The following is a 22,879-nucleotide window of genomic DNA, read 5'->3' as shown; positions in this document are numbered from 1 at the left end:
CATTTTATTCTTTAATAAGACCTGCATATTGCAAAGCAGCATCAATAATCCTCTTTGTAGTATCATCTAATGGAACAATCGGTAAACGAACAGTATCACTACAAAGCCCTAATTTTGCAGCAGCATATTTAATACCTGCTGGATTGGGCTCAATAAATATTCCGCGATTGAGAGGCATTAAACGATTATTTAATTCTAATGCTGTATTATAATCACCACGATGACAAGCGGTATAAAGCTCTGCGCAAAGCTTTGGAGCAACATTGGATACAACTGAAATACACCCTACACCTCCATGTGCATTAAAACCTAACGCTGTTCTATCATCACCGGAGAGCTGTATAAAATCCTGACCACATTTTTCTCGTTGTTCACTTACCCGCTCAATTTTACCTGTTGCATCTTTGATGCCAATGATATTTTTAAAATCCTGACAAAGATTTTTCATAGTTTCTACAGCGAGATCAACAACAGAGCGCCCAGGAATATTATAAATCACAATGGGAATAGAAATAGCTTTCGCAATAGTAGAAAAATGAGCATATAATCCCTTTTGATTAGGCTTATTATAATAAGGGGTTACCACTAATACTGCGTCTGCACCTACTTTCTCTGCATGCTGTGCAAGCTTCAGAGCCTCATCTGTGCTATTTGATCCTGCCCCAGCAACAACAGGAACACGTTTAGCAACTTGCTTAACACATAATTCTACAACTCGCTTATGTTCTTCATGACTTAAAGTAGCTGACTCGCCTGTTGTTCCAACGGGACTCACACCGTTAATGCCTTGTTTAATTTGCCATTCAACGAAACTGCAAAATGACTTTTCATCAATAACACCATCTTCATTAAACGGTGTGATTAATGCAGTTAGTGCTCCCTTGAGCATAATAAACTCCCGATAATATTTAACTTTATTTTATTTTCAATAGTCACCTTATTATAAAACATAGTCTTGCTCTATAGCCAAAGCAAGTTGAATTTCATAAAGATCTTACAATATTGATCCATATTATTAATCTATTTTTCTGTACGCTGAACATTTCCTAAAAACACAACTAATCCGTTAACATGTCTTTCATGCTTCTCTTTTAAAATTATAAAATGTTGCCTAAAAAGCAATATCTAAAGGTCTTTCCTCCATGCGTATAATCTCTGCTCACTTTTTTGTATCAATCTTTATTATACTTAAATTGGCAGCTATAATTTTATTCTCAAACGCCTCAGCACAAATAGTTCTTCTACCACAAAATGGACCAATCCCCTTAGTTCATCCTCATTCTCTTACGACCATAAAAAAACTTAAAAAATCTTTTGAGGTTATTCCTCCTATAAATAATAACACCCCAACAAGAATTAATATTACTAGAACTAGCCAACTTAAATTCGGCTTAGATACTCTTTCAAACAAAGATATTACAAAAACAATAGCACTTCGCAATACAATGCCTCGAAACAGTCTTGATCGCCATATCTTAACGTGGGCAATCAATACATCATATCAAACGAATATACCAAGCTCTGAAATATTAAGTGCCATCAATGAATTAAAAGATTGGCCAGGTATGAATATAATGAAACGCAATGCTGAACGTACCTTCATTAATGAAAACAATTCTACACAAGCTATTATTCAAAAATTTACTCACCACTCCCCCCTCACAGTACAAGGAATGGCTGCACTTGCCAAAGCCCTTATCGCAACTGGGCAAACCACCCGTGCGCGACAAATCATTGCGCCATGGTGGCATATAGTACAGCTCAAGGCTCAAGAAGAAGACCTTATTCTTAAAAATGCAAGCGCTGCATTAAAACCTATTGATCATTTAAAACGTATGAAGATTATGCTTTATGCAAATCGTATCGATTCAGCCCAGCGAATTGCAAAATTAGCCTATGCTCAATCTCTCTTTAACGCTTTTGCTGCTGTTGAAAAAAATGAACCTCAAGCCGCACAAAAACTAAAAACTGTTGATCAATCATGGAGAAAAGATCCTCTCTTACAATTTGCTAAAATTCGTTATTTTCGACGAACTGGACAATACCATACTGCTGCACAACTCATGATGCGAGCACCGCGAGATGCAATAAATCTGATTAACCCTGATGCATGGTGGATAGAACGACGTGTTCTTTCTCGCGAAATGCTTGATTTAAACAAACCTAAAATCGCTTATCAACTTGTTTCAGCTCATATTGGAGGAACACCTTCATTAGAAATTGATGCTGCATTTCATGCAGGATGGTATGCACTTCGGTTTTTGCATAATCCCAAGACAGCAATGCACCATTTTGCGCGTATTTCTCAACTCTCTTCTTCTCCTCTCTCAACATCCCGTGGCTATTACTGGATGGGGAGAACAGCAGAAGCCTTAGGTGAACATAAAAATGCTCAGCATTATTTCCAACGTGCTGCTCATTTTAGTACAACTTATTATGGTCAATTAGCAGCCTCTCGACTTAACAAACAAAAACTTGAAATTCATTTTCCTAAACCAACAATGAATGAACGGCAAAGTTTTAGTGCACGAAAAGGTGTCCAAATTATCCAAAGGCTTGAAGCTGCTGGCTATGCTAATCTCGCTAAAATTTTTTATCAAGAACTCAGCAAAACAATAGAAAATCCTGGTGAACTAGCTCTTTTAGCTGTTATGTCAGAAAAAAATGGTGACTATTATACCAGCCTCAAAATTGGTAAAACTGCTGTTTTTCAAGGTAAGGCTGTCAGTGCTCTTTCTCATCCTATCGGTGCTATTCCAACATCCATCAACATTTCTGCAACAAAAAAAGCACTCATCTATGCCATTGCACGCCAAGAAAGCGAATTTAATCCTATCGCTATATCAAAAGCAGGAGCTCAAGGTATGTTACAATTGTTACCTACCACAGCAAGAGCATTAGCTAAAAAACATTCAATAGCGTGGTCTCACAAAAAATTTAGCAGTGATGTCAATTATAATACTATATTAGGTGTTCATTTTTTAAGTGAACAACTAAAACGTTTTAATGGATCTTATATATTGGCTCTTATTAGCTATAATGCAGGCTTCCGTCGTGCAAATGAATGGATAGAACGTTATGGTGATCCTAGAGGACAATCTCTTGATAACGTTGTCGATTGGATTGAACGTATTCCCTATACAGAAACGCGTAACTATGTGATGCGTGTTATAGAAAATTATGAAATTTACAAAGCGCGCCTCACTGGAACAACAGATATCAAATCTGATCTCATTGCTGGTTACAAAAAACCATAAATTCTCATCGATTTCAAAATAAGCAAACACAAAGCCATATATGTGATTGCTTTTGAAGTGTTTAATAAAAGTCGGAATATCCCTTTAGTTCATAGCAGTGATATCTTTTATTATATTATTGGCCTAATTGTGAAGAATATACTTTAACTTTTACCTGTAAATTAAGTATCTACCTCTAATGCAGTGACACACTGAAACAGTTTAGAGCTCTCACTGCTATTCCAACTTTATATATAACAGATTGAAATGAAAATGTTACATACATTAATTTAGCCTATCTCTACAACAGAGAGACAGCCTAATTTTAAAAAAACATGGTCAAAATACACCTAATGCCCGGCCTTACTATCTTTTTAAATTCAATTTAATGGCTTTAAAAATTATCTAAAGCAATACCTCTTAAATAATGAAGATTGCCAATAACTGCACATTTTTTTCGCATTCTTTAATAGAACCGTATTTCTTATGAAAAAACAGTGCACAACCACTTTACAAATCCGTTTTAAAAGATATTTATATTTTCTCTCAAACCTATCTCTTAGCATCATCCATAGAAAATATAACGTAAAATCAACTGAATTGCTACCATCTTTATATTTATAAAGCAAAAATCAATATCATCATTACTTCATATATTTTATTTTCTTATAATATTACAACTATACAGATACCCCCTAAAAGGTATTGTAAAATTCTTTTTTAAATAATTTATCATCTATTATTTTTTCTTATGACATTTAGATAAATGTTTTTTGCTTCAAAAGATAAATTGAAATAAAAAAATATTTTTCCAAAATAAACTGTTATTCAAAGAGAATAACACTTTTATTCATTATATCAACATTGCATCTATCACTTTAATAAGTGCTTTCACCATTTTTATATTTCAAATAAAGATAATATTCGCATTTTTGTATATTATAGGCATAGTTATAAGGATAATAATTTAAAAGGAAATTCGCATCTTATTATATAGAGATAGGATTACAAAATGGATAAATTCGCTGGTTATGAAGCAAATGCAACTTTACCTTATACTGCCATAGCAACTATTGATATTAGTGCAATTGTCGCTAATTATAAAACTTTAGTCCAACGTGTTGCTCCTATAGAATGTTCAGCTGTTGTAAAAGCTGATGCCTATGGGCTAGGAGCTGAAAAAATTGCCCCTGCACTTTATCAAGCTGGTTGCCGCACTTTTTTTATTGCCCATCTTAAAGAAGCACTTCAATTAAAAGCAATTTTACCACAAAATATCACCCTTGTCCTTCTGAACGGTATTCCCCCTACTGCAGAAGAACTCGTAATTAAAACTGGTATTGTTCCTGTTCTTAATTCTCGGCATGAAATTGAAAACTGGCAAATGCATTGTCAAAAAAATGGTAAAAAATTTCCAGCAATCATTCAAATTGATACTAATATGAATCGACTAGGGCTCGATCAAGAAGAGCTAAAATGGTTGATCCAAAATCCCACTCTCTTCGAAAGAGCAAACATAAAATATATTATCAGTCATCTTGCTAACGGAGATGATATAACACATGCATCCAATTGTATCCAAAAAAATGCCATGAAAACAGCACTTGCACAACTTCCTGCCTGTAAAGCCTCACTTGCTAATTCTGGAGGAATCTTTCTTGGCCCAGACTTTTATTTTGATCTTGTTCGCCCAGGTATTGCACTTTATGGAATTGATCCCCATAAAAAACATTCCACATCTCTTAAATCCGTTTTAAAACTTAAGGCTCAAGTTATTCAGAGCCGTTACACCGAAGCAGGGGCTCCTGTTGGTTATGGAGGAAGTTTCATCACCCAAAAACCCAGCATTCTTACCACCATTTCTATTGGTTATGCTGATGGCTGGCTACGAAACCTTTCTAATAAAGGTTTCGTTTATTTTAAAAGACACAAGCTACCCATCATTGGACAAATCTCTATGGATTCTATTATCGTTGATGCAACCAATCTTAAACATGAAAAACCAAAACGAGGTGATTGGGTAGAGCTTATTGGAAGACATCAAACTATCGAAAACGTTGCTGCAGATGCAGGAACCATTCCTTACGAAATTCTTACCTCACTTGGTTCTCGTTATAAACGTATTTACATTTAAATCTTCGTATTCTCATAAAGTGAATCTAAGACAACCATGATCAATCTTAAACAAAAATTGAAATAACTTATACCCAATTCTACAGATTTTACGTAAGCTTATTTGATTGAAACATAAGCAAATAAATTTAAAAGGTATTCACTAATGGTGGGCAAGAACAAATTAACATTCTATCACCAGAAACATTGTCAATACGTGAAACAGGTGGCCAATATTTATTCGCTGGATCAAAGTGAGGATTAGGAAAAGCAGCTTCTTTTCGTGAATAAGCCCGTTTCCAATTATCATCTAAAGTGTCTGCTAACGTATGCGGTGCATTCACCAATGGATTATCATCTTTTGGCCAAATGCCTGCGCCAATTTTCTTAGACTCTTCAGCAATAGATAACAAAGCATCACAAAGACGATCAATTTCTGCTTTCGGTTCTGATTCAGTTGGCTCAATCATCAAAGTTCCAGGAACTGGAAATGACATCGTTGGAGCGTGAAATCCATAATCAATGAGACGTTTTGCAATATCATCAACACTGACTCCATATTGCTCTTTCAGCAACCGTGTATCTACAATACATTCATGTGCAACACGCCCATGTTTACCCCGATAAAGAATAGAATAAGCTTTTGAGAGACGCTCAGCGATATAATTAGCATTTAATATTGCTATCTGTGTCGCACATTTTAGTCCATCAGCCCCCATCATCCGAATATACATCCATGTAATCACTAAAATAGAAGCACTTCCGTAGGGAGCTGCCGAAACAGCATGCGTCGTCTTATCTTGTTCATGCCCAGGTAAAAATGGTTTTAAATGCGTTCCAACGCCAATCGGACCAACACCAGGACCTCCGCCACCATGAGGAATTGCAAATGTTTTATGAAGATTCATGTGACAAACATCTGCCCCCATATCCGCAGGACGTGCAAGACCTACAAGTGCATTTAAATTAGCTCCATCGAAATAGACTTGTCCACCATTTTCATGAATAATGGCACAAATGTCTTTAATGTTTTCCTCATAAACACCATGTGTTGAAGGATAGGTAATCATTAAAGCTGCCAAATGAGTCTTATGCAATTGCGCTTTTACTTTAAGATCATCAATATCAACATCACCATCGCTTAAGCATCTCACTACCACAACTTCCATCCCTGCCATATGTGCTGAGGCTGGATTGGTTCCATGTGCTGATGCAGGAATAAGACAAATGTTACGTTGATAATCACCACGAGATTGATGATATCTGCGAATAGCTAAAAGTCCAGCATATTCACCCTGAGCACCAGAATTAGGCTGGAAGGAAACTTGGGCAAATCCTGTAATTTCACATAACCATGCATTTAACTGATTCATCATTTCCTGATATCCCAACGCATCATCTTTAGGTGCAAAAGGATGTATATTGGCCACTGTAGGCCAACTCACAGGTATTAATTCAGCAGCAGCATTAAGTTTCATTGTACAAGAACCAAGTGGGATCATCGCCCGATCTAGTGCTAAATCCTTATCTGATAAACGACGTAAAAAACGCATCATATCTGTTTCTGAACACACTGTATGAAAAAATGACTGCGAAAGAAAAGCAGAATCGCGCTCTTTACCAAAAAGCCTTGAAACAGTTTCATCAGCTAATTGAGCGTTAAAAAGCTTTGCTAAAGCAATAGCATCTTCTTCTGTTGACAATTCATCAAAATTAATTGCAACCCAATCATCATCAAGAATACGTACAAGCCGTCCATCCATTTTTGCTTGATCCGCAATATCCTGAGCTCTCTTCTCAACAAAAACACTAATACAATCAAAAAAATATTTACCTTCACAACGAACACCCTCCGCTTCTAAACCCGCAGCGAAACGACATGTTAAATGATGAACACGTTTAGCAATTTCCTGTAAGCCTTGTGGTCCATGCCAAATAGCATAAGCCGCCGCCATATTAGCCAACAAAGCCTGCGCAGTACATATATTCGACGTTGCTTTATCACGTCGAATATGTTGTTCACGAGTTTGCAACGCTAATCGAAAACCAATACGCCCTTTCGTATCCGTTGATTGTCCAACGATACGCCCTGGAATTAAACGCATTAAAGCATCACTCACTGCGAGATAACCTGCATGAGGACCGCCAAAACCTATTGGGACTCCATAGCGCTGCATAGAACCAACAACAATATCAGCACCCCATTTTGCTGGTGCTTCCATAAGAGTGAGTGCTAAAGGATCTGCAACAACAATAACCAGAGCACCTTTCTCCTTTGCTTCTTTAATGACTTCACTGTAATCATTAAAGCATCCTCTTGTGTCTGGCCATGGTAAAATAACAGCCGCCGTATCAGAGCAAATTTTGCTCTTTTCGCTTATGTGAATTCCTTGTGTCTGAGCACGTGTCTGCGCAACACTCAATGTTTGAGGATGCAAAAAGCCTTGAATTGAAATTTTTGTTTTTTTCTCACGTGCAAAACGGACAGCCACCGCATTAGCTTCAGCTAAAGCCGTCGCCTCATCAAGAAGTGAAGCAGCAGCAATAGGTAATCCCGTCAATTCACTTACTAATGTTTGAAAATAAAACAAAAGCTCTAAACGGCCTTGGCTAATCTCTGCCTGATAGGGTGTATAAGCGGTATACCAAGCTGGATTTTCAAAAAAATTACGCAAAATAACAGGTGGTACAGATGTTCCATAATAGCCTTGCCCAATAAAGCTCTTCCGTACATGATTGCGTTCCATAATCTTCGATAATTCTTTCAAAGCTTGTGCTTCACTTGCTGCTTCTGGTAAATTAAGTAATCGTTTCAAATGAACGGACTGAGGGACAGCTTGAGAAACTAAAGCTTCTATTGAATCAAGTGCTAATACACTAAGCATTTTTTGTATTTCATCAGGTCGAAGCCCAATGTGCCGCGAAACAAAACGATGTTCTTGCATGATTTTTACCCAATCAACGCATGATAAGAAGGCTCATCTAATAGCTCATCAAGCTGTGTCTTATCCTGTACCCTCATTTTCCATAACCAGCCTTCCTTTTCAGCTTGCCGATTTACCAATGCAGGATCATCTGCTAAAGCTCTATTACTTTCAATCACTTCTCCATCAATAGGTGCATAAACGTCTGATGCCGCTTTAACAGACTCAACAACAGCAGCTGCATCTCCCTTAGAAAAATGTGTTCCGCTCTGTGGCAAATCAACGAACACTAAATCACCTAATTGCTCTTGAGCATGATTGGTAATTCCAACCGTAGCAATCTGTCCTTCAACACTTACCCATTCGTGATCTTGCGTAAAATAAATTTCAGACATAAAAAATTATCCCTTAATATAACGTTGTACAACAAAAGGAAGCGAATGAACAGACAACATGATTTTTTTGCCACGCACTTCAGTAAAAACTTCTGTTCCTTCGATTTTCCAATCAATAGGAACATAGCCCATTGCTACAGGACCATTAAAAGAAGGACCAAAACCACCTGATGTTACTATTCCAATCTGATTCCCCTTATTATCTAGAAGAACTGCACCTGCACGTACAGGCTGACGTCCTTGTGGTTTTAAACCAACGCGACAACGAGAAGGGCCTTTTTGATATGCTCTAAGAAAAGCTTCTGCTCCATAAAACTTAGCTTTTTCCCGAACACTTTTGGACACAGCCCATGTCAGCCCAGCCTCAATAGGAGTAGTGTCAGGTGTAATATCATTACCATGTAAACACAATCCCGCCTCCAATCGAAGACTATCACGCGCAGCAAGACCGACCCATTCAATGCGACAATCATCGAGTAATTTTTCAACTAATGAACGTGCCTGATTTTCTGGAAGTGCAATTTCAAAACCGTCCTCTCCTGTATAACCAGAACGTGTTAAAAACCAATCTTGATGTGGCTCAAACCCTTGCATAAATAAAAGCTCATTACCAGGCAAGCCTACATCAGCCATAACAGATGCAGCCTGCGGACCTTGAAGAGCAAGCAATACTCTCTCAAGCGTAACTATTTGACACTTAAAACCAACAGCACGTTTTTTAAGCTCAGAAAAATCAACCTGTGCATTCCCTGCATTGACAACCAGCACAAAACGGCATTCATCTAAACGAGTAAGAATAAGATCATCAAGGATACCAGCTTGCTCATTCAGCAAATAATTATAGCGTGATTGGCCTTTTTGTAAAAGTGATGCATCAATAGGAAGAGCATAAGATAAAAATTCAGCTGCTTCTTGCCCTTCAATAGCTATCAACTTCATATGAGAGATATCAAAAAGACCAGCCTGAGCACGTGTATGCAAATGCTCTTTCAAAACACCTAGAGGATAGACTAAAGGCATCATCCAACCAGCAAAAGCACCAAATTTCGCTTGTGCTTTTTCATGCAAATCATGTAAGGGAAGCTTTTTTAAAGGCAATGTCTCAAGTGCCAGCAAATCGGTGCTCATAATTTCTCCAAAGCCGCGTTTACTACTCTATATTGTAGTCGTCTTTCTTACCCTTTGTCTTAAACCTGCAAGATTACAGATTATTTTACTCTTTAGCAGCAGATGTTAAAGTGAGCATTTTGCACTCTCCCGCAAAGAATTAAAGAAGCAATGACATTCTTTCCAACACATTTTCGCTATAACTTATCTTCTCTACACTGTCATTAAAAAACTGATTATAATCCTCTAAATTTTTAATTTTTTTATAATAATCTTGTTTTTTCAAACTATCATCATAAATCTTTACTTAGAGGAAATTCATATTCTTTAAAATCTTGCTGAATATAACCCAAGATATTGTTGTTTCTCTTCCTTTTCTCTATAAGAGAGGATTATAGTTTTTCTCATTATAATAACTTATATTATGTGATCTGATCTCGCTCACAATAATGTAATTTTCCTTATAATAAAAAAACTATAATAATTTTACATACGAAACTGCCATTAGATAAAGGTTACAGAACACTCATGAAAGCTGGTAATATCCACTATAATAGTGAAAATGACTTACCAAAACAAATTGCCCTTTTTCCTTTAGAAGGCGCATTATTGCTTCCTGGAGGTTTTTTATCGCTTAACATTTTTGAACCAAGTGCTCTTGAAATGGTTGAAGATGCTATGACATCTAATCGTCTATTAGGAATCATTCAGCCGTTATCATCGGGTACAAATAATTTTTCCTCAGAACTCTATGAAATGGGCTGTGTTGGTCGTATTACAAATTATAATGAAACAGGAAATGGGCGACTTCTTATCGTATTACAAGGTGTTTGTCGTTTTACCTTAAAAAAAGAATTAGTGAGTAAAAAACCTTATCGGATTGCCATCATTGAATTTAATATAAAAGATTTACAAGAACGTGAAAATTCAGAGAATGTTAATCGAGAAAATTTACTCAATACGATCGAACACTATCTTGTACTCCATGAAATTGAACATAATTGGAATAATATTGTACAAACGCCTACACCTGTACTCGTTAATGCTCTTTCAACTCTTATTCCCTTTGCTCCAGAAGAAAAACAAGCTTTACTGGAAGCACCAGATATTGCAAGTCGCGCCCAAACTCTCCTTGCTTTAACTGAGCGTTCACTTATGAAACAAACAGGGGCATATCATCGCTTACATTAACGGATTTTCAAATATGAAAAAAATGACAACTGATCCTAAAATGCTTGAATTACTGGTCTGCCCAATTACAAAAGAGCCTCTCTCTTTAAATAAAAAAACACAAGAATTAATTTCATTAAAAGCAAAACTAGCCTATCCTATTCGTAATGGTGTCCCTATTATGCTTACTTCAGAAGCGCGTCCTTTAGAACATAATGAAAAAAAATAATTTTTATTTCCCTTTTTATAAAACCGATTATAAATTTTATATCAAAATATATTTTCTCTCGATCAGCTTTTTTCAACGCATACTCAAAAAGAATCTCAAAAAACTATTCTACTTACTAATAATGTTAAGGTTTTAATTTTATTCAATAAAGAAACTCATTCTTTGCTTCCATAAAAAACTCATGCTATTTCTTTGAATATCCCTTGATAAAGGCGTAAATAATCTGATTTATCATCTGCTAATCAAAACAGGCTTATTCTTTTAAATTCTGATCCTTACGCAACAAAAAATCTTAAAGGAATGACAATTGATAGCAGACACTCTCCAGTTCTAAAAGAACTAAGGAAACAGTGTATTGTCAAGTAAGATGATCTATAGTACCTTCGTCATAATAATTGTATACATACAATTAGATCTAAGGAGGTAATGATTAAAAATATGCAAATTTCTTGGCTTATTTATCCTCTTTATTAGATTTGATCCAAGCAAAAAGGTCAGCCTCATATCTATTTTTATAAAATAGAGAAAGAAGTTAAAATATGAATTTTAAAGTTGCAGTTGTTGGTGCTACTGGAAATGTTGGTCGTGAAATATTAACAATTCTAGAAGAGCGTTGCTTTCCAGCTAGCGAAATAGTCCCTTTAGCTTCACGACGCTCACTAGGGCAAAGTGTTTCTTATGGCAACAAAACTTTAAAAGTCAAAGCACTTGATACATATAATTTTTCTGACACTGATTTATGTCTTATGTCTGCAGGAGGAAATATTTCCAAAGAATACGCTCCTAAGATTAGTGCTACTGGTTGTATAGTCATCGATAACTCCTCTACATGGCGCTATGATGCCAATGTTCCCTTGATTGTACCAGAAGTAAATGCAGAAAGCATTAAAGCATTTTCTAAACGTAACATTATTGCCAATCCTAATTGTTCAACCATTCAACTTGTTGTTGCTTTAAAACCTCTCCATGATGTAGCAATCATCAAACGCGTTGTTGTATCCACTTATCAATCAGTATCCGGAGCTGGTAAAGAAGGAATGGATGAATTATTTGAACAATCACGAGCTGTTTTCGTTGCTGATCCAATCTTATTAAAAAAGTTTACTAAACGCATCGCCTTTAATATCATTCCTCATATTGATGTTTTTATGGAAGATGGCTATACTAAAGAAGAATGGAAAATAATGGCTGAAACAAAAAAAATTCTTGATCCAAAGATCAAATTAACGGCTACGGCTGTTCGAGTTCCTGTCTTTATTGGTCATGCTGAGTCTGTTAATGTTGAACTTGCAAAGCCATTAAGTGCTCATGAAGCACGCACTCTCTTACGTAACACATCTGGTTGCCAAATAATAGATAAACAAGAAGACGGTGGTTACATCTCTCCCTATGAGTGCACAGGAGAAGATGATATTTTTATTAGCCGTATTCGTGAGGATGCCACAGTTGAAAATGGTTTAGCTTTTTGGGTTGTTGCTGATAATTTAAGAAAAGGAGCAGCATTGAATGCGGTTCAAATTGCTGAACTTCTCATCTCTCGTAATTTAATCACACCTAAATCAGCTATCTAAATGGAAATAGCAGCATAAAGAGAATTTTTATGCTGCTATTTTTGTTTATTTTTCTCCAGAAAATACAAGAAAGTTTTCTTGATTTTTATAGAGTAGGATATGTTATAATACGATAGCGTGTTTCATTGCGTTCAGCATTTTCAAAATTGACGTTATCTGGAAACAAAGGATTATAAGCTGTTACTCGTTTTATAGATATTTCACGTGTATTTTCAGACGGTTTTAAAATTATTCGATCATCAGTTTTTTTCACACCTGTATGCACAATATCCTTAATATCTGTAGGTTTCTTAACCATCACGCTTGTTTCATCTTTTTTTTGCGCCTTCTTTTCTACTACTGGAGCAATAGGCGTATTTTTTGAATGAGAGACAACCTTTTTTTCTTGTACTATTTGCTCTTGAATTACAGGCTTCGACTTTCCTTTCACCTGTATAAAAGAAATTACGGGAACATTGTGAACATTAAAATAATTTGCAGATGCCCAACCAACCATTTCATTATGTTGAAGTAAACACCATACTTTATTAGCAAGGCAACCATTAATTTGCACTTTTGCTCCAGTAGGAACTATCGCCGTAACTTTATAAGTTGTAGCTGGCCCTGCGCGTAAAATTGCTTTACCTTTTTCTATTTTAGCAACTGTTCCAGCAGCTGCATCAGAAGTAACCATCATAAGCCCAGCTCCCATCAAAGATGTCAACATCATTGTTGCTGATAAAAAATTCTTTTTAAACATTCTCTCTTTTTCCTATTCATAGTATTCGGAGACTCAAATTTGTCTTTGCAAAAATTTGTCTCATTGCAATAAAATGGTGGTAAATTTTCTAACTTCTCAAAAGTCTGCTACATCTTGAGAAAATTGCAAAAGCTCTCTTACGTGTCTCCCACCACCCTATAGACACAAGCTCTTCTCTTGCGAACAATGCTGACCTTATCAATCATTGCGTGCAAAAATATCATTTGATCACCTGATCATCAGTTCTTAAAAAAGTTTTGAAAATACTATTGGTTCCACAAAAAAGATCATAACATAGAATATATTGACCTAAGTTGGAGTAAAGCTCTTCCACCAATAGGGTGTGTTTGCTCAAAAATAAACACTTCGTAACAGAAGATAAAAAATAATATTATTTTTTAAATAAAAATAATTGAACATTCTTTGAAGCTTTTATATTCTTTAATTTTTTTCAAGACAATTCGAATATACAAAATTTTCCCTTAAAACCCTTTATACAAAAATAAAAGAAAGATAAATACGTATGAAATTGAATAAACTGTTCCAGTACAAAATCATTGGATTATTTCTTTCTATCTCTGCCTTTATCTTGCACGCTTCCTACACTATAGCAGAAGATAAATCAAAAATTAAACTTGGTATTATGGAAGGAAAAGAAGCAGTTATTTGGTTAGTTGCCGTTGAACAAGCAAAAAAGGCCAATTTAGATATTGAACTTGTTTATTTTTCTGATTACACCCTTCCTAATGATGCTGTTAATATGGGAGATATCGACGCAAATGCCTTCCAGCATATACCTTATTTGAACAATAAAATTGAGCAGCGTAATTATAAACTTTCAATTGCTGGATATACGTTTATCACTCCAATTGGTATCTATTCACATAAAATCAAAGATATAAAAGAGCTTCCGAATAGAGCAACTGTTGGTATTCCTAACGATCCATAAAATGGTGGAAGAGCTTTGCTTCTTCTTGATTCCTTAGGTCTTATTAAATTGAAAGATCCTAATAATATTCTTGCATCTCCACTTGATATTATTGAAAACCCTAAAAAATTGAAAATTCGTGAATTAGATGCCGGTATTTTAGGGCGAGTAATCAATGATTTTGATATTGTAATTGTCAATACAAACTGGGCTTTGACCACTGGATTAAACTTACACAAAAATGCTATTGCATGGGAAAAAATAGATGACAACCCTTATAACAATATCATTGTTGTGCGCACTATCGATAAAGATGAATTATGGGTCAAAAAATTAGTTGATGCCTATAATAGTGAACCTGTTCGTACAAAAATTAAAGAAATTTTTGGTACAGCTGCTCAAATATCTTGGTAATTGTGAATGGAAAATACCACTCTTATTTCTCTAAAGAACATTAGCCGCCGCTTCAAAAAAACAACAGGTATTCCAGCTATTGATAATTTATCTCTCGATATCCATGCTGGTGAAATTCTTGGTATTATTGGACGCAGTGGTGCAGGAAAATCGACACTTATTCGCTGTTTAAATGGCCTAGAAAAAATTGATGAAGGATACATCCTTTTTGATGGCGTTAACGTTTCCAACTTATCAGAAATAGAGTGGGCTTCCTACCGCAAACATATTGGAATGATTTTTCAACATTTCAATCTTTTATCATCGCAAAACATTATTGACAACATTGCTTTACCACTCCAATTAGCAGGTATAAACAAAAAAAAACGCCGCCAACGAGCTTCTGAACTCATTGAATTAGTGGGATTATGCGGAAAAGAATATTGTTATCCTGCAGAACTCTCGGGAGGACAAAAACAGCGTGTTGGTATTGCCCGCTCTTTGGCAGCAAACCCCAAAATTTTGTTATCAGATGAAGCAACCTCTGCTCTTGATCCTGAAACAACACAATCTATTCTGGAGCTTCTTGCCGATATTAATAAACGTTTTAATCTTACTATTGTTCTCATTACTCATGAAATGGAAGTTGTGCGTACTATTGCGCATCGCGTTGTTGTCCTTAACCAAGGACGAATTGTAGAAGAAGGATGTGTTAAAAACATTTTTACATCACCCCAAGAAGATACAACCATTGCCATGCTAAAACTTGTAACACCGCAACTTCCTATAGAATTTGCACAAAATCTTAAATCAATAGGTCAAGAAGCGATTATCGAAATCAATATTGCCGGTGAAATTACTCAACAACCTTTTCTTAATCTTCTTGAAGATGAAACAGGTTTAAGAGCGCGTATTCTTCATGGTGGCCTTGATACAGTCCAAGGAGAAACTATTGGACGTCTTTTTTTAGGACTTCCTGGACATAATAAAGTAGCTCTAAAAAAAGCTGTCCAATGGTTAACTGAAAAGGGACAATATTGTGAGGTTTTGGGCTATGTTTAATATTCTATATCATGAGCTTCCTAATGCTATTTTTGATACATTATTCATGACAATAAGTGCCTCTTTTATGGCCCTTATTTTAGGACTACCGCTTGGTTTGTTGCTTCATACAACTGCACATGAAGAACTTTTTCCGTCATTCCTTATTCATTGCCTTTTGACTATTATTATCGATAGTATTCGTGCTATTCCCTTTATTATACTAGCCTTTTATCTTTTACCCATTACCCGTGCGGTAATAGGAAGCGGCATAGGAATTTCTTCAGTGATTTTTGTTCTTACTATTTCAGCTACTCCTTTTTATGCGCGCATAGCAGAATTATCTTTTAAAACAGTTGATCATAATTTAGTTGAAGCCGTCCGTTCTATGGGAGCCAATCGCTTTCAAATCATCAGATATGTCCTTATTCCTGAAGCACTCCCTAGCCTCATTACTGGTTTTACAGTCATGGTCATTTCTCTAATCAGTGCTACCTCGCTTGCTGGATATCTTGGTGGTGGTGGTTTGGGTGATCTAGCAATTCGCTACGGCTATCAACGCTACAATACCATTATCATGACAATAGCGATTATTTTTTTAATTATTCTCAATATAATTGTTCAATGGACTGGTGATCAAATTGCACAGAAATTGGATAAAACAAAATATTAAACAGTTTCACAAGCTGACTTTTTTTCCTCAATCATAGCAATAATAAGCCAATCGGCAATAAGAGCTGGACTTTTTAATTGTTCAATTTCCATCGTTACTTCATAATTAAAAACAACACGACCAGAAGGACGAACTTTAGCATTATTTAAAATAAAACGAGCACGCACTCGTGCCCCTGTTTTTACAGGATTTATAAAACGAACTTTATCAAAACCGTAATTAATCCCCATCGTCGCGCCTTCCAACTCTGGCAATGCCTCATAAGCCAACACAGACAAAAGTGACAATGTTAAAAAACCATGAGCAATAGTACCTCCAAAAGGCGTTTTTTTCGCTTTTTCTTCATCTACATGAATCCATTGATGATCATCCGTTGCATATGCAAATTGATTGATCATATCTTGTGTAACAAGACGCCACTGTGATAAGCCAATTTCTTTTCCAATGAAATTGGCTATGTCTTGTACTGCTATTTTTCGTTGCATAACACTATCCTTGTTTTACTGGACAAAAGACTAAATGCCTTCTCTCTTGCTTTTATAAAAGCCATTGTTTAGAGCATCAACAATATAAAGTTTAAATGTCTCATAGATAAACGCATTTATTAATAATAAAATGTTTTCTTAAAGAAAAATTTAAATAGGAAACAACAATGACCAGCAATATAAACCTAACAGGCTTAGCGCGTGATTTGAAACAGCGTGCAGAAACCTATAAACCCATTCGTATTGGACTAATTGGTTGTGGTGAAATGGGAACAGATTTATTATCTAGTATTACGCATATGGATGGCATAACAGTCGCAGCTGTTGCTAGCCGCACACCATCTCGCATTTTTGATGCTGCTGCATTAGCCTATGGAGAAGAAGGCCATGTATGTGAAGTTGAAAACACTACTGCCTTAACCCAAACTATTGAAAAAGGCTTAATTGCTGCTACGAATGATTTAGACCTTGTCTTACGCCATGAACAAATTGACATTATTGTTGATGCAACAGGTCATCCTGAAGCAGGTGCAGAAATTGGTTTCAAAACACTTAGCAACAATAAACATCTTGTCATGATGAATGTGGAAGCTGATGTTACGATTGGTGCTTATCTCAAGTATGAAGCAGATAAACGAGGTCTTATTTATACACTTGGTGCTGGTGATGAACCGACATCTTGTATGGAACTCATTGAATTTGTCTCAGCACTCGGACATAAGATTGTTGCAGTAGGTAAAGGAAAAAATAATCCACTTATTTTAGATGCCACTCCTGATGCTTACGAAGAAGAAGCCAGAAGACGCAATATGAATGTTCGTATGTTAGTTGAATTTATTGATGGATCTAAAACAATGGTTGAAATGGCAGCAATTGCTAATGCAACAGGACTCCTTCCCGATTGCCCAGGAATGCATGGCCCTAATGCTGCACTCAAAGATTTAAATAAAGTACTTATTCCAAAACAAGATGGTGGCATTTTAAACAGATGCGGTGTTGTAGATTATTCAATAGGTAAAGGAGTGGCCCCTGGTGTTTTTGTCATTGCAGAAATAGCACATCCACGTTTACGTGAACGTATGGAAGATTTAAAAATCGGTCAAGGACCTTACTTTACCTTTCATCGCCCCTATCACTTAACTGCAATGGAAGTTCCGCTTACCTGCGCACGCATTATGTTGTATGGTAAAACAGATATGGCACCACTTAAACACCCAGTAGCGGAGGTTTGTGCTGTTGCTAAAAAAGACTTACACCCTGGTGAACAATTAGATTTTATAGGTCTTTACAGCTATCGTGCTTGGACAATGAGCGTTGAAGAAGCACGTGCTCATCAAGCTATCCCTTGTGGACTTTTAGAAAAAGCAACGGTTACAGCCGCAATTAAAAAGAATGAACTCATTACAATACACAATACAACTATTCACGAAAATCAATGGATTGCACAACTGCGTAAGAAACAAGACCTCTTGCTACATTAAATATTCTCCTCGTATAAGCCATACTGGCCATTTAAAAGTACTAAACCGCGTAAAACAACCCCAGATAAATAAAAAAAGAAACTAAATCACTTCTTAGCCTCAAAGAGAAAAACATTACTTATTCTTTTTAAATCAAAGCATTTAATAATCACAAACTTTTTAATTGCCCATTCCTTTAAAAGAACAAAAATATTAACAAGCCTTAATCAATACAAAAATAAAATTATAAACAATTTTATAAATCGTCACTCTTTTTTCAAATAAGCATCAAATTCGCTTTGCACATCATGCTCACAAATCATATGAAATAAAAAGCAGGAAACAACTTTTGTGAAAAAATAAAAAAATCATAGATACACTTTATCAGCTTACTCAATAATTTTCTGTAAACTAGCCATAAAAAGTTTGTACAACATGAAAAATACAAAAACAAATTTAATCCTTGATTGACATTGAATTATAAACTAAACATTGCATATCTTAGATCGTTTTGGTAACATAATGTGTTCTTGCTATATATTTATTGTGTAAAAAACTTAATATAAGGATCTTGATCCTAAAATTTTAAAAATGTTTTTTTAAGAAAAGGACAAAATAATGATTGTTAAACGTATAATAAAAGCAGTTTTTACTTTAACTGTAATAATGAGCTTTATAACCACCGCGTGGGCCAATCTAACAGTTGAGCACGCTTCAGGCACAACTTCTGTTCCTAACAATCCTAAAAAGGTTGTATTTTTTGATCTCGCATCGCTTGATAATGCAAATCGTTTAGGCATTAACATTGAGGTTGGTGTTCCTGAAGGAAAAAAACCCATATATTTGCAACATTTTGATGATGTAAAATATGAAAAAATCGGTACTTTCTTTGAACCTAATTATGAAAAAATCGCTGCTTTTCAGCCTGATCTTATTATTATTTCCTCAAGAACGAAATCTAAATATCATGATTTATCGAAAATCGCTCCAACGATTGATTTGACAGTAGGGTATGAAAATGCTCTCCAAAATATTGAACGGAATATCACCATTCTTGGAAAAATTTTTGGTAAAGAAAAAGAAGCGGAACGAGAAATTGCAACGCTCAAAGAAAATTTAGCAATGGTTCGTAAAAGCACGGAGGGAAAAGGTACAGGACTCGTTCTTATGACTTCAGGTGGAAAAATAAATGCTTTGGGTCCAAAATCACGCATAGATATTATTCATACTAACTTTGGAATTGCTGCTGCAACTGATAAGATAGTTGTGCACAAACATGGACAACCTATTTCTCCTGAATTTATTCTTGAAACTAATCCTGATTGGCTATTAGTTATTGATCGTGATGCCGCAATTGGACGGGAAGGAAAATCTGCAGCAAAATTGTTAGACAATGAACTTGTTCACCGCACAACTGCTGGGAAAAAAAATCAAATTATTTACCTAGATTCCTGGAGCTGGTATCGTGCAAGTGGTGGTTTAACTGGACTTAATGAAGCAACAAAACAAATCAGCAAAGCTTTTACAGAAAGTAAATAAGAACTAGTTAAATATAAAATAACTTGCTCGTTATAAAACAAGATTTAATAACAGAAGTTTTTATATTGTTATACCAAAAAGCTTCTGTTATTTAAAAAAAAGAATTTGATGTGAAAAATTATTCGATAACCATAGCGATCATTGCAATATTTTCTGCTTGTAGCATTTTCGTTGGTTATTCTGATATGACACTTGCTGATTTATTATCAGGCGATTTAAAAGCATGGCTTCTTTTTTGGCAAACGCGTCTTCCTCGAACAATTGCAGTACTTTTGACAGGTATGTCACTTGCTCTCTCAGGAACGATTATGCAATTGTTAACACGTAATCGCTTTGTCGAGCCTTCAACCGCTGGGACAGTTGAATCCGCATCACTCGGCATCCTTTTCGTTATGATTTTTATGCCTGACATACCTGTACTTGGAAAAATGGTTGTTTCCACAGCTTTTGCTATGATTGGTACATTAATTTTTATGTTTTTATTATACAAGGTTCCTTTAAAATCTGTTCTCATCGTACCACTTATAGGAATTATGCTGGGATATGTCATTAATGCCCTAACAAATGCTATTGCTGACCATGAAATGCTTCTTCCCTCTCTTCAAGCCCATTTGTTTGGTAGTTTTTCAATGATTATTGATGGGAAATATGAACTTTTATGGTTATCTTTTCCCTTATGCATTCTTGCCTATTTTGCTGCCCATCACTTTACTGTAGTTGGCCTCGGAGAAGATTTGACCAATAATCTTGGTCTTAATTACCGTACTGTCATGTTTTTTGGGCTCTTTATCGTTGCATCAATTACCGCTTTGGTCACTTGTACAGTTGGTCGTATTCCTTTTGTCGGATTGATTATCCCAAATCTTATCTCAAATTTCATGGGAGACAATATGCGTCATAGTGCTCCCTGGGTAATGATTAGCGGTGCTGGACTGGTATTAATCTGTGATCTTTTAGGACGAGTTCTTCACCATGATTTTGAAATTCCTATCAGTACTGTAATGGGTGTCATTGGTAGCTTTGTTTTTATCATACTGCTGTTACACTGGAGGCAGCGTTTTGGATAGAAAAAAAACGACTATACTGATATTGACAGCACTGACCATAATGGCATGTGTCATGATTAGTCTTTATATGCTATGGAATATAACTATTTTTACATGGAAATTTCGTTTCGCAAAACTTGTTTCTCTTCTTCTCATTGCTTATACAATTGCTATCTCTACTGTTTTATTTCAAACAGTGGTTAATAATCGTCTTTTAACACCTTCAATCATGGGATTTGATCAGCTTTATATTTTAATCAAAACCGTTATTCTTTATTCTCTCGACTCTCTTTCGTTACCATTCCTCAATGAAGAAGGGCAATTAATTCTTGAAGCTCTTATTCTTATTATTTTTTCAACAAGCCTCTTTCGCTGGTTATTTTCAGGAAGCATTCAAGGTCTTCATCTGACTTTATTGATTGGTGTCGTTTTTGGTGGATTTTTTTTCAGCTTACGCATGTTTATGCAATTACAACTGAATCCAGATCAAATGATGAATTTGACAGATATTATGTTTGCAAATTTTAATAAATTCAATACATCATTAATTGGCTTTGCTACAATCATTGTTTTCATCGTAAGCTTGATTGGGTGGCGTTTACTTCACTTACTTGATGTTCTTTCTCTTGGGCGCGAAGCTGCTCTTAATCTTGGCGTTGATTATCACAAAAGTGCTACAGCTATTCTTATTTTCATCTCTATTCTTGTATCGATTTCTACCGCACTTGTTGGACCAGTCACTTTTTTTGGATTATTAGTTGCCAATCTTTCTTATGAGCTTTCACCTCAAGCAAAACACCATGTTGTTATACCTATTACAATATTATTAGCCATAATTTCTTTAGTAAGCGGACAATTTATTTTAGAACAAATCTTGAATATGGGAGGACGACTAAGTTTCATTATTGAATTTTTTGGTGGTATCGTCTTTTTAACTCTATTGATGAAGGGACAATTAAAATGATTAAAATCAATCATCTTTCCAAAACCTATGGAGCTAAGACGGTTATTGATAATTTATGCCTTCATTTACCAAAGGGGGGAATTATTTCTCTTATTGGCCCTAATGGTTCAGGAAAATCAACTCTTTTAATGATGATCAGACGCCTTCTGCCGATTACTAAAGGCACAATTAATGTCGATGGCTTTGATATTCAAACGACATCATACGATATTTTAGCTAAAAAACTCTCACTTTTACGTCAAGATAATCCTTTATCTGTTCGCCTAACAGTTCGTGATTTAGTCAGTTTTGGTCGCTATCCTTATTCTAAAGGTCGATATAATAATGAAGATAAACAATTTATCAATAGTGCTATTCAATATCTTGGTTTAAAAAACTTAGAAACGCGCTTTTTAGATGAATTGTCTGGAGGACAGCGTCAACGTGCTTTTATTGCAATGGTCATTTGTCAAAATACTAACTATTTTTTATTAGATGAACCATTGAACAACCTCGATATGAAACATTCCGTTTCCATGATGAAGCAACTACGCTGTGCAGCCAATGAATTAAAAAAAACCATTCTTCTTGTTATGCATGATATTAATTTTGCCTCATATTATTCAGATTTGATTGTCGCAATCAAAAATGGCAAAGCTGTTTATTGTGGAAGTCCAAAAGAAATTATCCAGCCTAAAATTCTCAAAGACATTTATGATATGGATATTCAAGTTACAACCATCAATGATATACCTATTGCTCTTTATTACCAATAAAAAACTTTTCTTTAGAACTCGTATACTCTTCAAAATTTTCTAAAAAAATAAAACTTGAATTTTGAATATTGAGTAATAATAGACTCTGATACCATCAATCTTGGAACAAATC

18 protein-coding genes and 1 pseudogene are annotated in these 22,879 nt (G+C 35.4%); 13 read left to right on the top strand and 6 right to left on the bottom strand.

The window, feature by feature from the left end; genetic code table 11:
* Positions 1-4 precede the first annotated feature (4 nt).
* Positions 5-889: a 4-hydroxy-tetrahydrodipicolinate synthase gene (gene dapA / locus M4Z11_RS02515; protein WP_249675778.1), complete on the bottom strand. Its 885-nt coding sequence runs from the start codon at positions 887-889 to the stop codon at positions 5-7.
* Between the two features lie 253 nt (positions 890-1,142).
* Between dapA and M4Z11_RS02510 the strand changes: the two genes are divergently transcribed.
* Both M4Z11_RS02510 and alr read left to right on the top strand, forming a co-directional pair.
* Positions 1,143-3,257: a lytic transglycosylase domain-containing protein gene (locus M4Z11_RS02510; protein WP_249675776.1), complete on the top strand. Its 2,115-nt coding sequence runs from the start codon at positions 1,143-1,145 to the stop codon at positions 3,255-3,257.
* Between the two features lie 991 nt (positions 3,258-4,248).
* On the top strand, positions 4,249-5,370 hold the full coding sequence (alr, locus tag M4Z11_RS02505; protein ID WP_249675773.1) for an alanine racemase: 1,122 nt from the start codon (positions 4,249-4,251) through the stop codon (positions 5,368-5,370).
* A 127-nt stretch (positions 5,371-5,497) separates the two neighbouring features.
* On the opposite strand, the gene gcvP is transcribed toward alr, so the two are convergent.
* From gcvP to gcvT, 3 genes are read right to left on the bottom strand one after another with little or no spacing between them, the layout of a single operon-like run.
* The gene (gcvP, locus tag M4Z11_RS02500) at positions 5,498-8,293 is read right to left on the bottom strand and encodes an aminomethyl-transferring glycine dehydrogenase (RefSeq protein ID WP_249675771.1); all 2,796 of its coding nucleotides are present in this window, start codon (positions 8,291-8,293) and stop codon (positions 5,498-5,500) included.
* 5 nt (positions 8,294-8,298) lie between these two features.
* Positions 8,299-8,667: a glycine cleavage system protein GcvH gene (gcvH, locus tag M4Z11_RS02495; protein ID WP_249675768.1), complete on the bottom strand. Its 369-nt coding sequence runs from the start codon at positions 8,665-8,667 to the stop codon at positions 8,299-8,301.
* A 6-nt stretch (positions 8,668-8,673) separates the two neighbouring features.
* The gene (gene gcvT / locus M4Z11_RS02490; RefSeq protein ID WP_249675765.1) at positions 8,674-9,795 is read right to left on the bottom strand and encodes a glycine cleavage system aminomethyltransferase GcvT; all 1,122 of its coding nucleotides are present in this window, start codon (positions 9,793-9,795) and stop codon (positions 8,674-8,676) included.
* A gap of 507 nt (positions 9,796-10,302) precedes the next feature.
* Here gcvT and M4Z11_RS02485 point away from each other — a divergent pair.
* The 3 genes from M4Z11_RS02485 (at position 10,303) to M4Z11_RS02475 (ending at position 12,744) form a co-directional block, all read left to right on the top strand.
* The gene (locus tag M4Z11_RS02485; RefSeq protein WP_249675763.1) at positions 10,303-10,965 is read left to right on the top strand and encodes an LON peptidase substrate-binding domain-containing protein; all 663 of its coding nucleotides are present in this window, start codon (positions 10,303-10,305) and stop codon (positions 10,963-10,965) included.
* 13 nt (positions 10,966-10,978) lie between these two features.
* Positions 10,979-11,173, top strand: a complete 195-nt coding sequence (locus M4Z11_RS02480) for a Trm112 family protein (protein WP_249675760.1) — start codon at positions 10,979-10,981, stop codon at positions 11,171-11,173.
* Between the two features lie 539 nt (positions 11,174-11,712).
* Positions 11,713-12,744, top strand: coding sequence for an aspartate-semialdehyde dehydrogenase (locus tag M4Z11_RS02475; RefSeq protein WP_249675757.1), 1,032 nt, complete (start codon positions 11,713-11,715; stop codon positions 12,742-12,744).
* Positions 12,745-12,829: 85 nt separating this feature from the next.
* On the opposite strand, the gene M4Z11_RS02470 is transcribed toward M4Z11_RS02475, so the two are convergent.
* Complete coding sequence (locus M4Z11_RS02470; RefSeq protein WP_249675755.1) at positions 12,830-13,483, bottom strand: SH3 domain-containing protein; 654 nt, start codon at positions 13,481-13,483, stop codon at positions 12,830-12,832.
* Between the two features lie 523 nt (positions 13,484-14,006).
* Here M4Z11_RS02470 and M4Z11_RS02465 point away from each other — a divergent pair.
* The 3 genes and pseudogenes from M4Z11_RS02465 (at position 14,007) to M4Z11_RS02455 (ending at position 16,518) form a co-directional block, all read left to right on the top strand.
* Positions 14,007-14,825: pseudogene (locus tag M4Z11_RS02465) on the top strand (MetQ/NlpA family ABC transporter substrate-binding protein).
* A gap of 6 nt (positions 14,826-14,831) precedes the next feature.
* Positions 14,832-15,866: a methionine ABC transporter ATP-binding protein gene (locus M4Z11_RS02460; protein WP_249675753.1), complete on the top strand. Its 1,035-nt coding sequence runs from the start codon at positions 14,832-14,834 to the stop codon at positions 15,864-15,866.
* Entirely contained in the window at positions 15,859-16,518 is a 660-nt protein-coding gene (locus tag M4Z11_RS02455) for a methionine ABC transporter permease (RefSeq protein ID WP_249675750.1), read from the top strand. The genes M4Z11_RS02460 and M4Z11_RS02455 overlap by 8 nt, the downstream gene beginning before the upstream one ends.
* On the opposite strand, the gene M4Z11_RS02450 is transcribed toward M4Z11_RS02455, so the two are convergent.
* Entirely contained in the window at positions 16,515-17,003 is a 489-nt protein-coding gene (locus M4Z11_RS02450) for a MaoC family dehydratase (protein WP_249675747.1), read from the bottom strand. The two genes, M4Z11_RS02455 and M4Z11_RS02450, sit on opposite strands and share 4 nt — an antisense overlap.
* Positions 17,004-17,170: 167 nt before the next feature.
* Between M4Z11_RS02450 and M4Z11_RS02445 the strand changes: the two genes are divergently transcribed.
* The 5 genes from M4Z11_RS02445 to M4Z11_RS02425 all read left to right on the top strand — a co-directional run bounded on the left by M4Z11_RS02445 (position 17,171) and on the right by M4Z11_RS02425 (position 22,767).
* Positions 17,171-18,484 carry an NAD(P)H-dependent oxidoreductase gene (locus M4Z11_RS02445; RefSeq protein ID WP_249675745.1) on the top strand — a complete coding sequence of 438 codons (1,314 nt, stop codon included), beginning with the start codon at positions 17,171-17,173 and terminating at the stop codon, positions 18,482-18,484.
* Between the two features lie 597 nt (positions 18,485-19,081).
* Complete coding sequence (locus tag M4Z11_RS02440) at positions 19,082-20,002, top strand: siderophore ABC transporter substrate-binding protein (RefSeq protein WP_249675742.1); 921 nt, start codon at positions 19,082-19,084, stop codon at positions 20,000-20,002.
* A 110-nt stretch (positions 20,003-20,112) separates the two neighbouring features.
* Entirely contained in the window at positions 20,113-21,069 is a 957-nt protein-coding gene (locus M4Z11_RS02435; protein WP_249675740.1) for an ABC transporter permease, read from the top strand.
* On the top strand, positions 21,062-22,012 hold the full coding sequence (locus M4Z11_RS02430; protein WP_249675738.1) for an iron chelate uptake ABC transporter family permease subunit: 951 nt from the start codon (positions 21,062-21,064) through the stop codon (positions 22,010-22,012). The genes M4Z11_RS02435 and M4Z11_RS02430 overlap by 8 nt, the downstream gene beginning before the upstream one ends.
* Positions 22,009-22,767 (top strand): iron ABC transporter ATP-binding protein, encoded by a 759-nt coding sequence (locus M4Z11_RS02425; RefSeq protein ID WP_249675736.1) that lies wholly within the window; start codon positions 22,009-22,011, stop codon positions 22,765-22,767. Before M4Z11_RS02430 ends, M4Z11_RS02425 begins: the two co-directional genes overlap by 4 nt.
* Positions 22,768-22,879: the final 112 nt, after the last annotated feature.

This window comes from Bartonella bilalgolemi, from assembly GCF_023500045.1.
Classification (GTDB): Bacteria; Pseudomonadota; Alphaproteobacteria; order Rhizobiales; family Rhizobiaceae; genus Bartonella; species Bartonella bilalgolemii.
The sequence above is the reverse complement of the archived record's forward strand: the minus strand, read 5'-3'. Positions and strand labels throughout refer to the sequence as shown.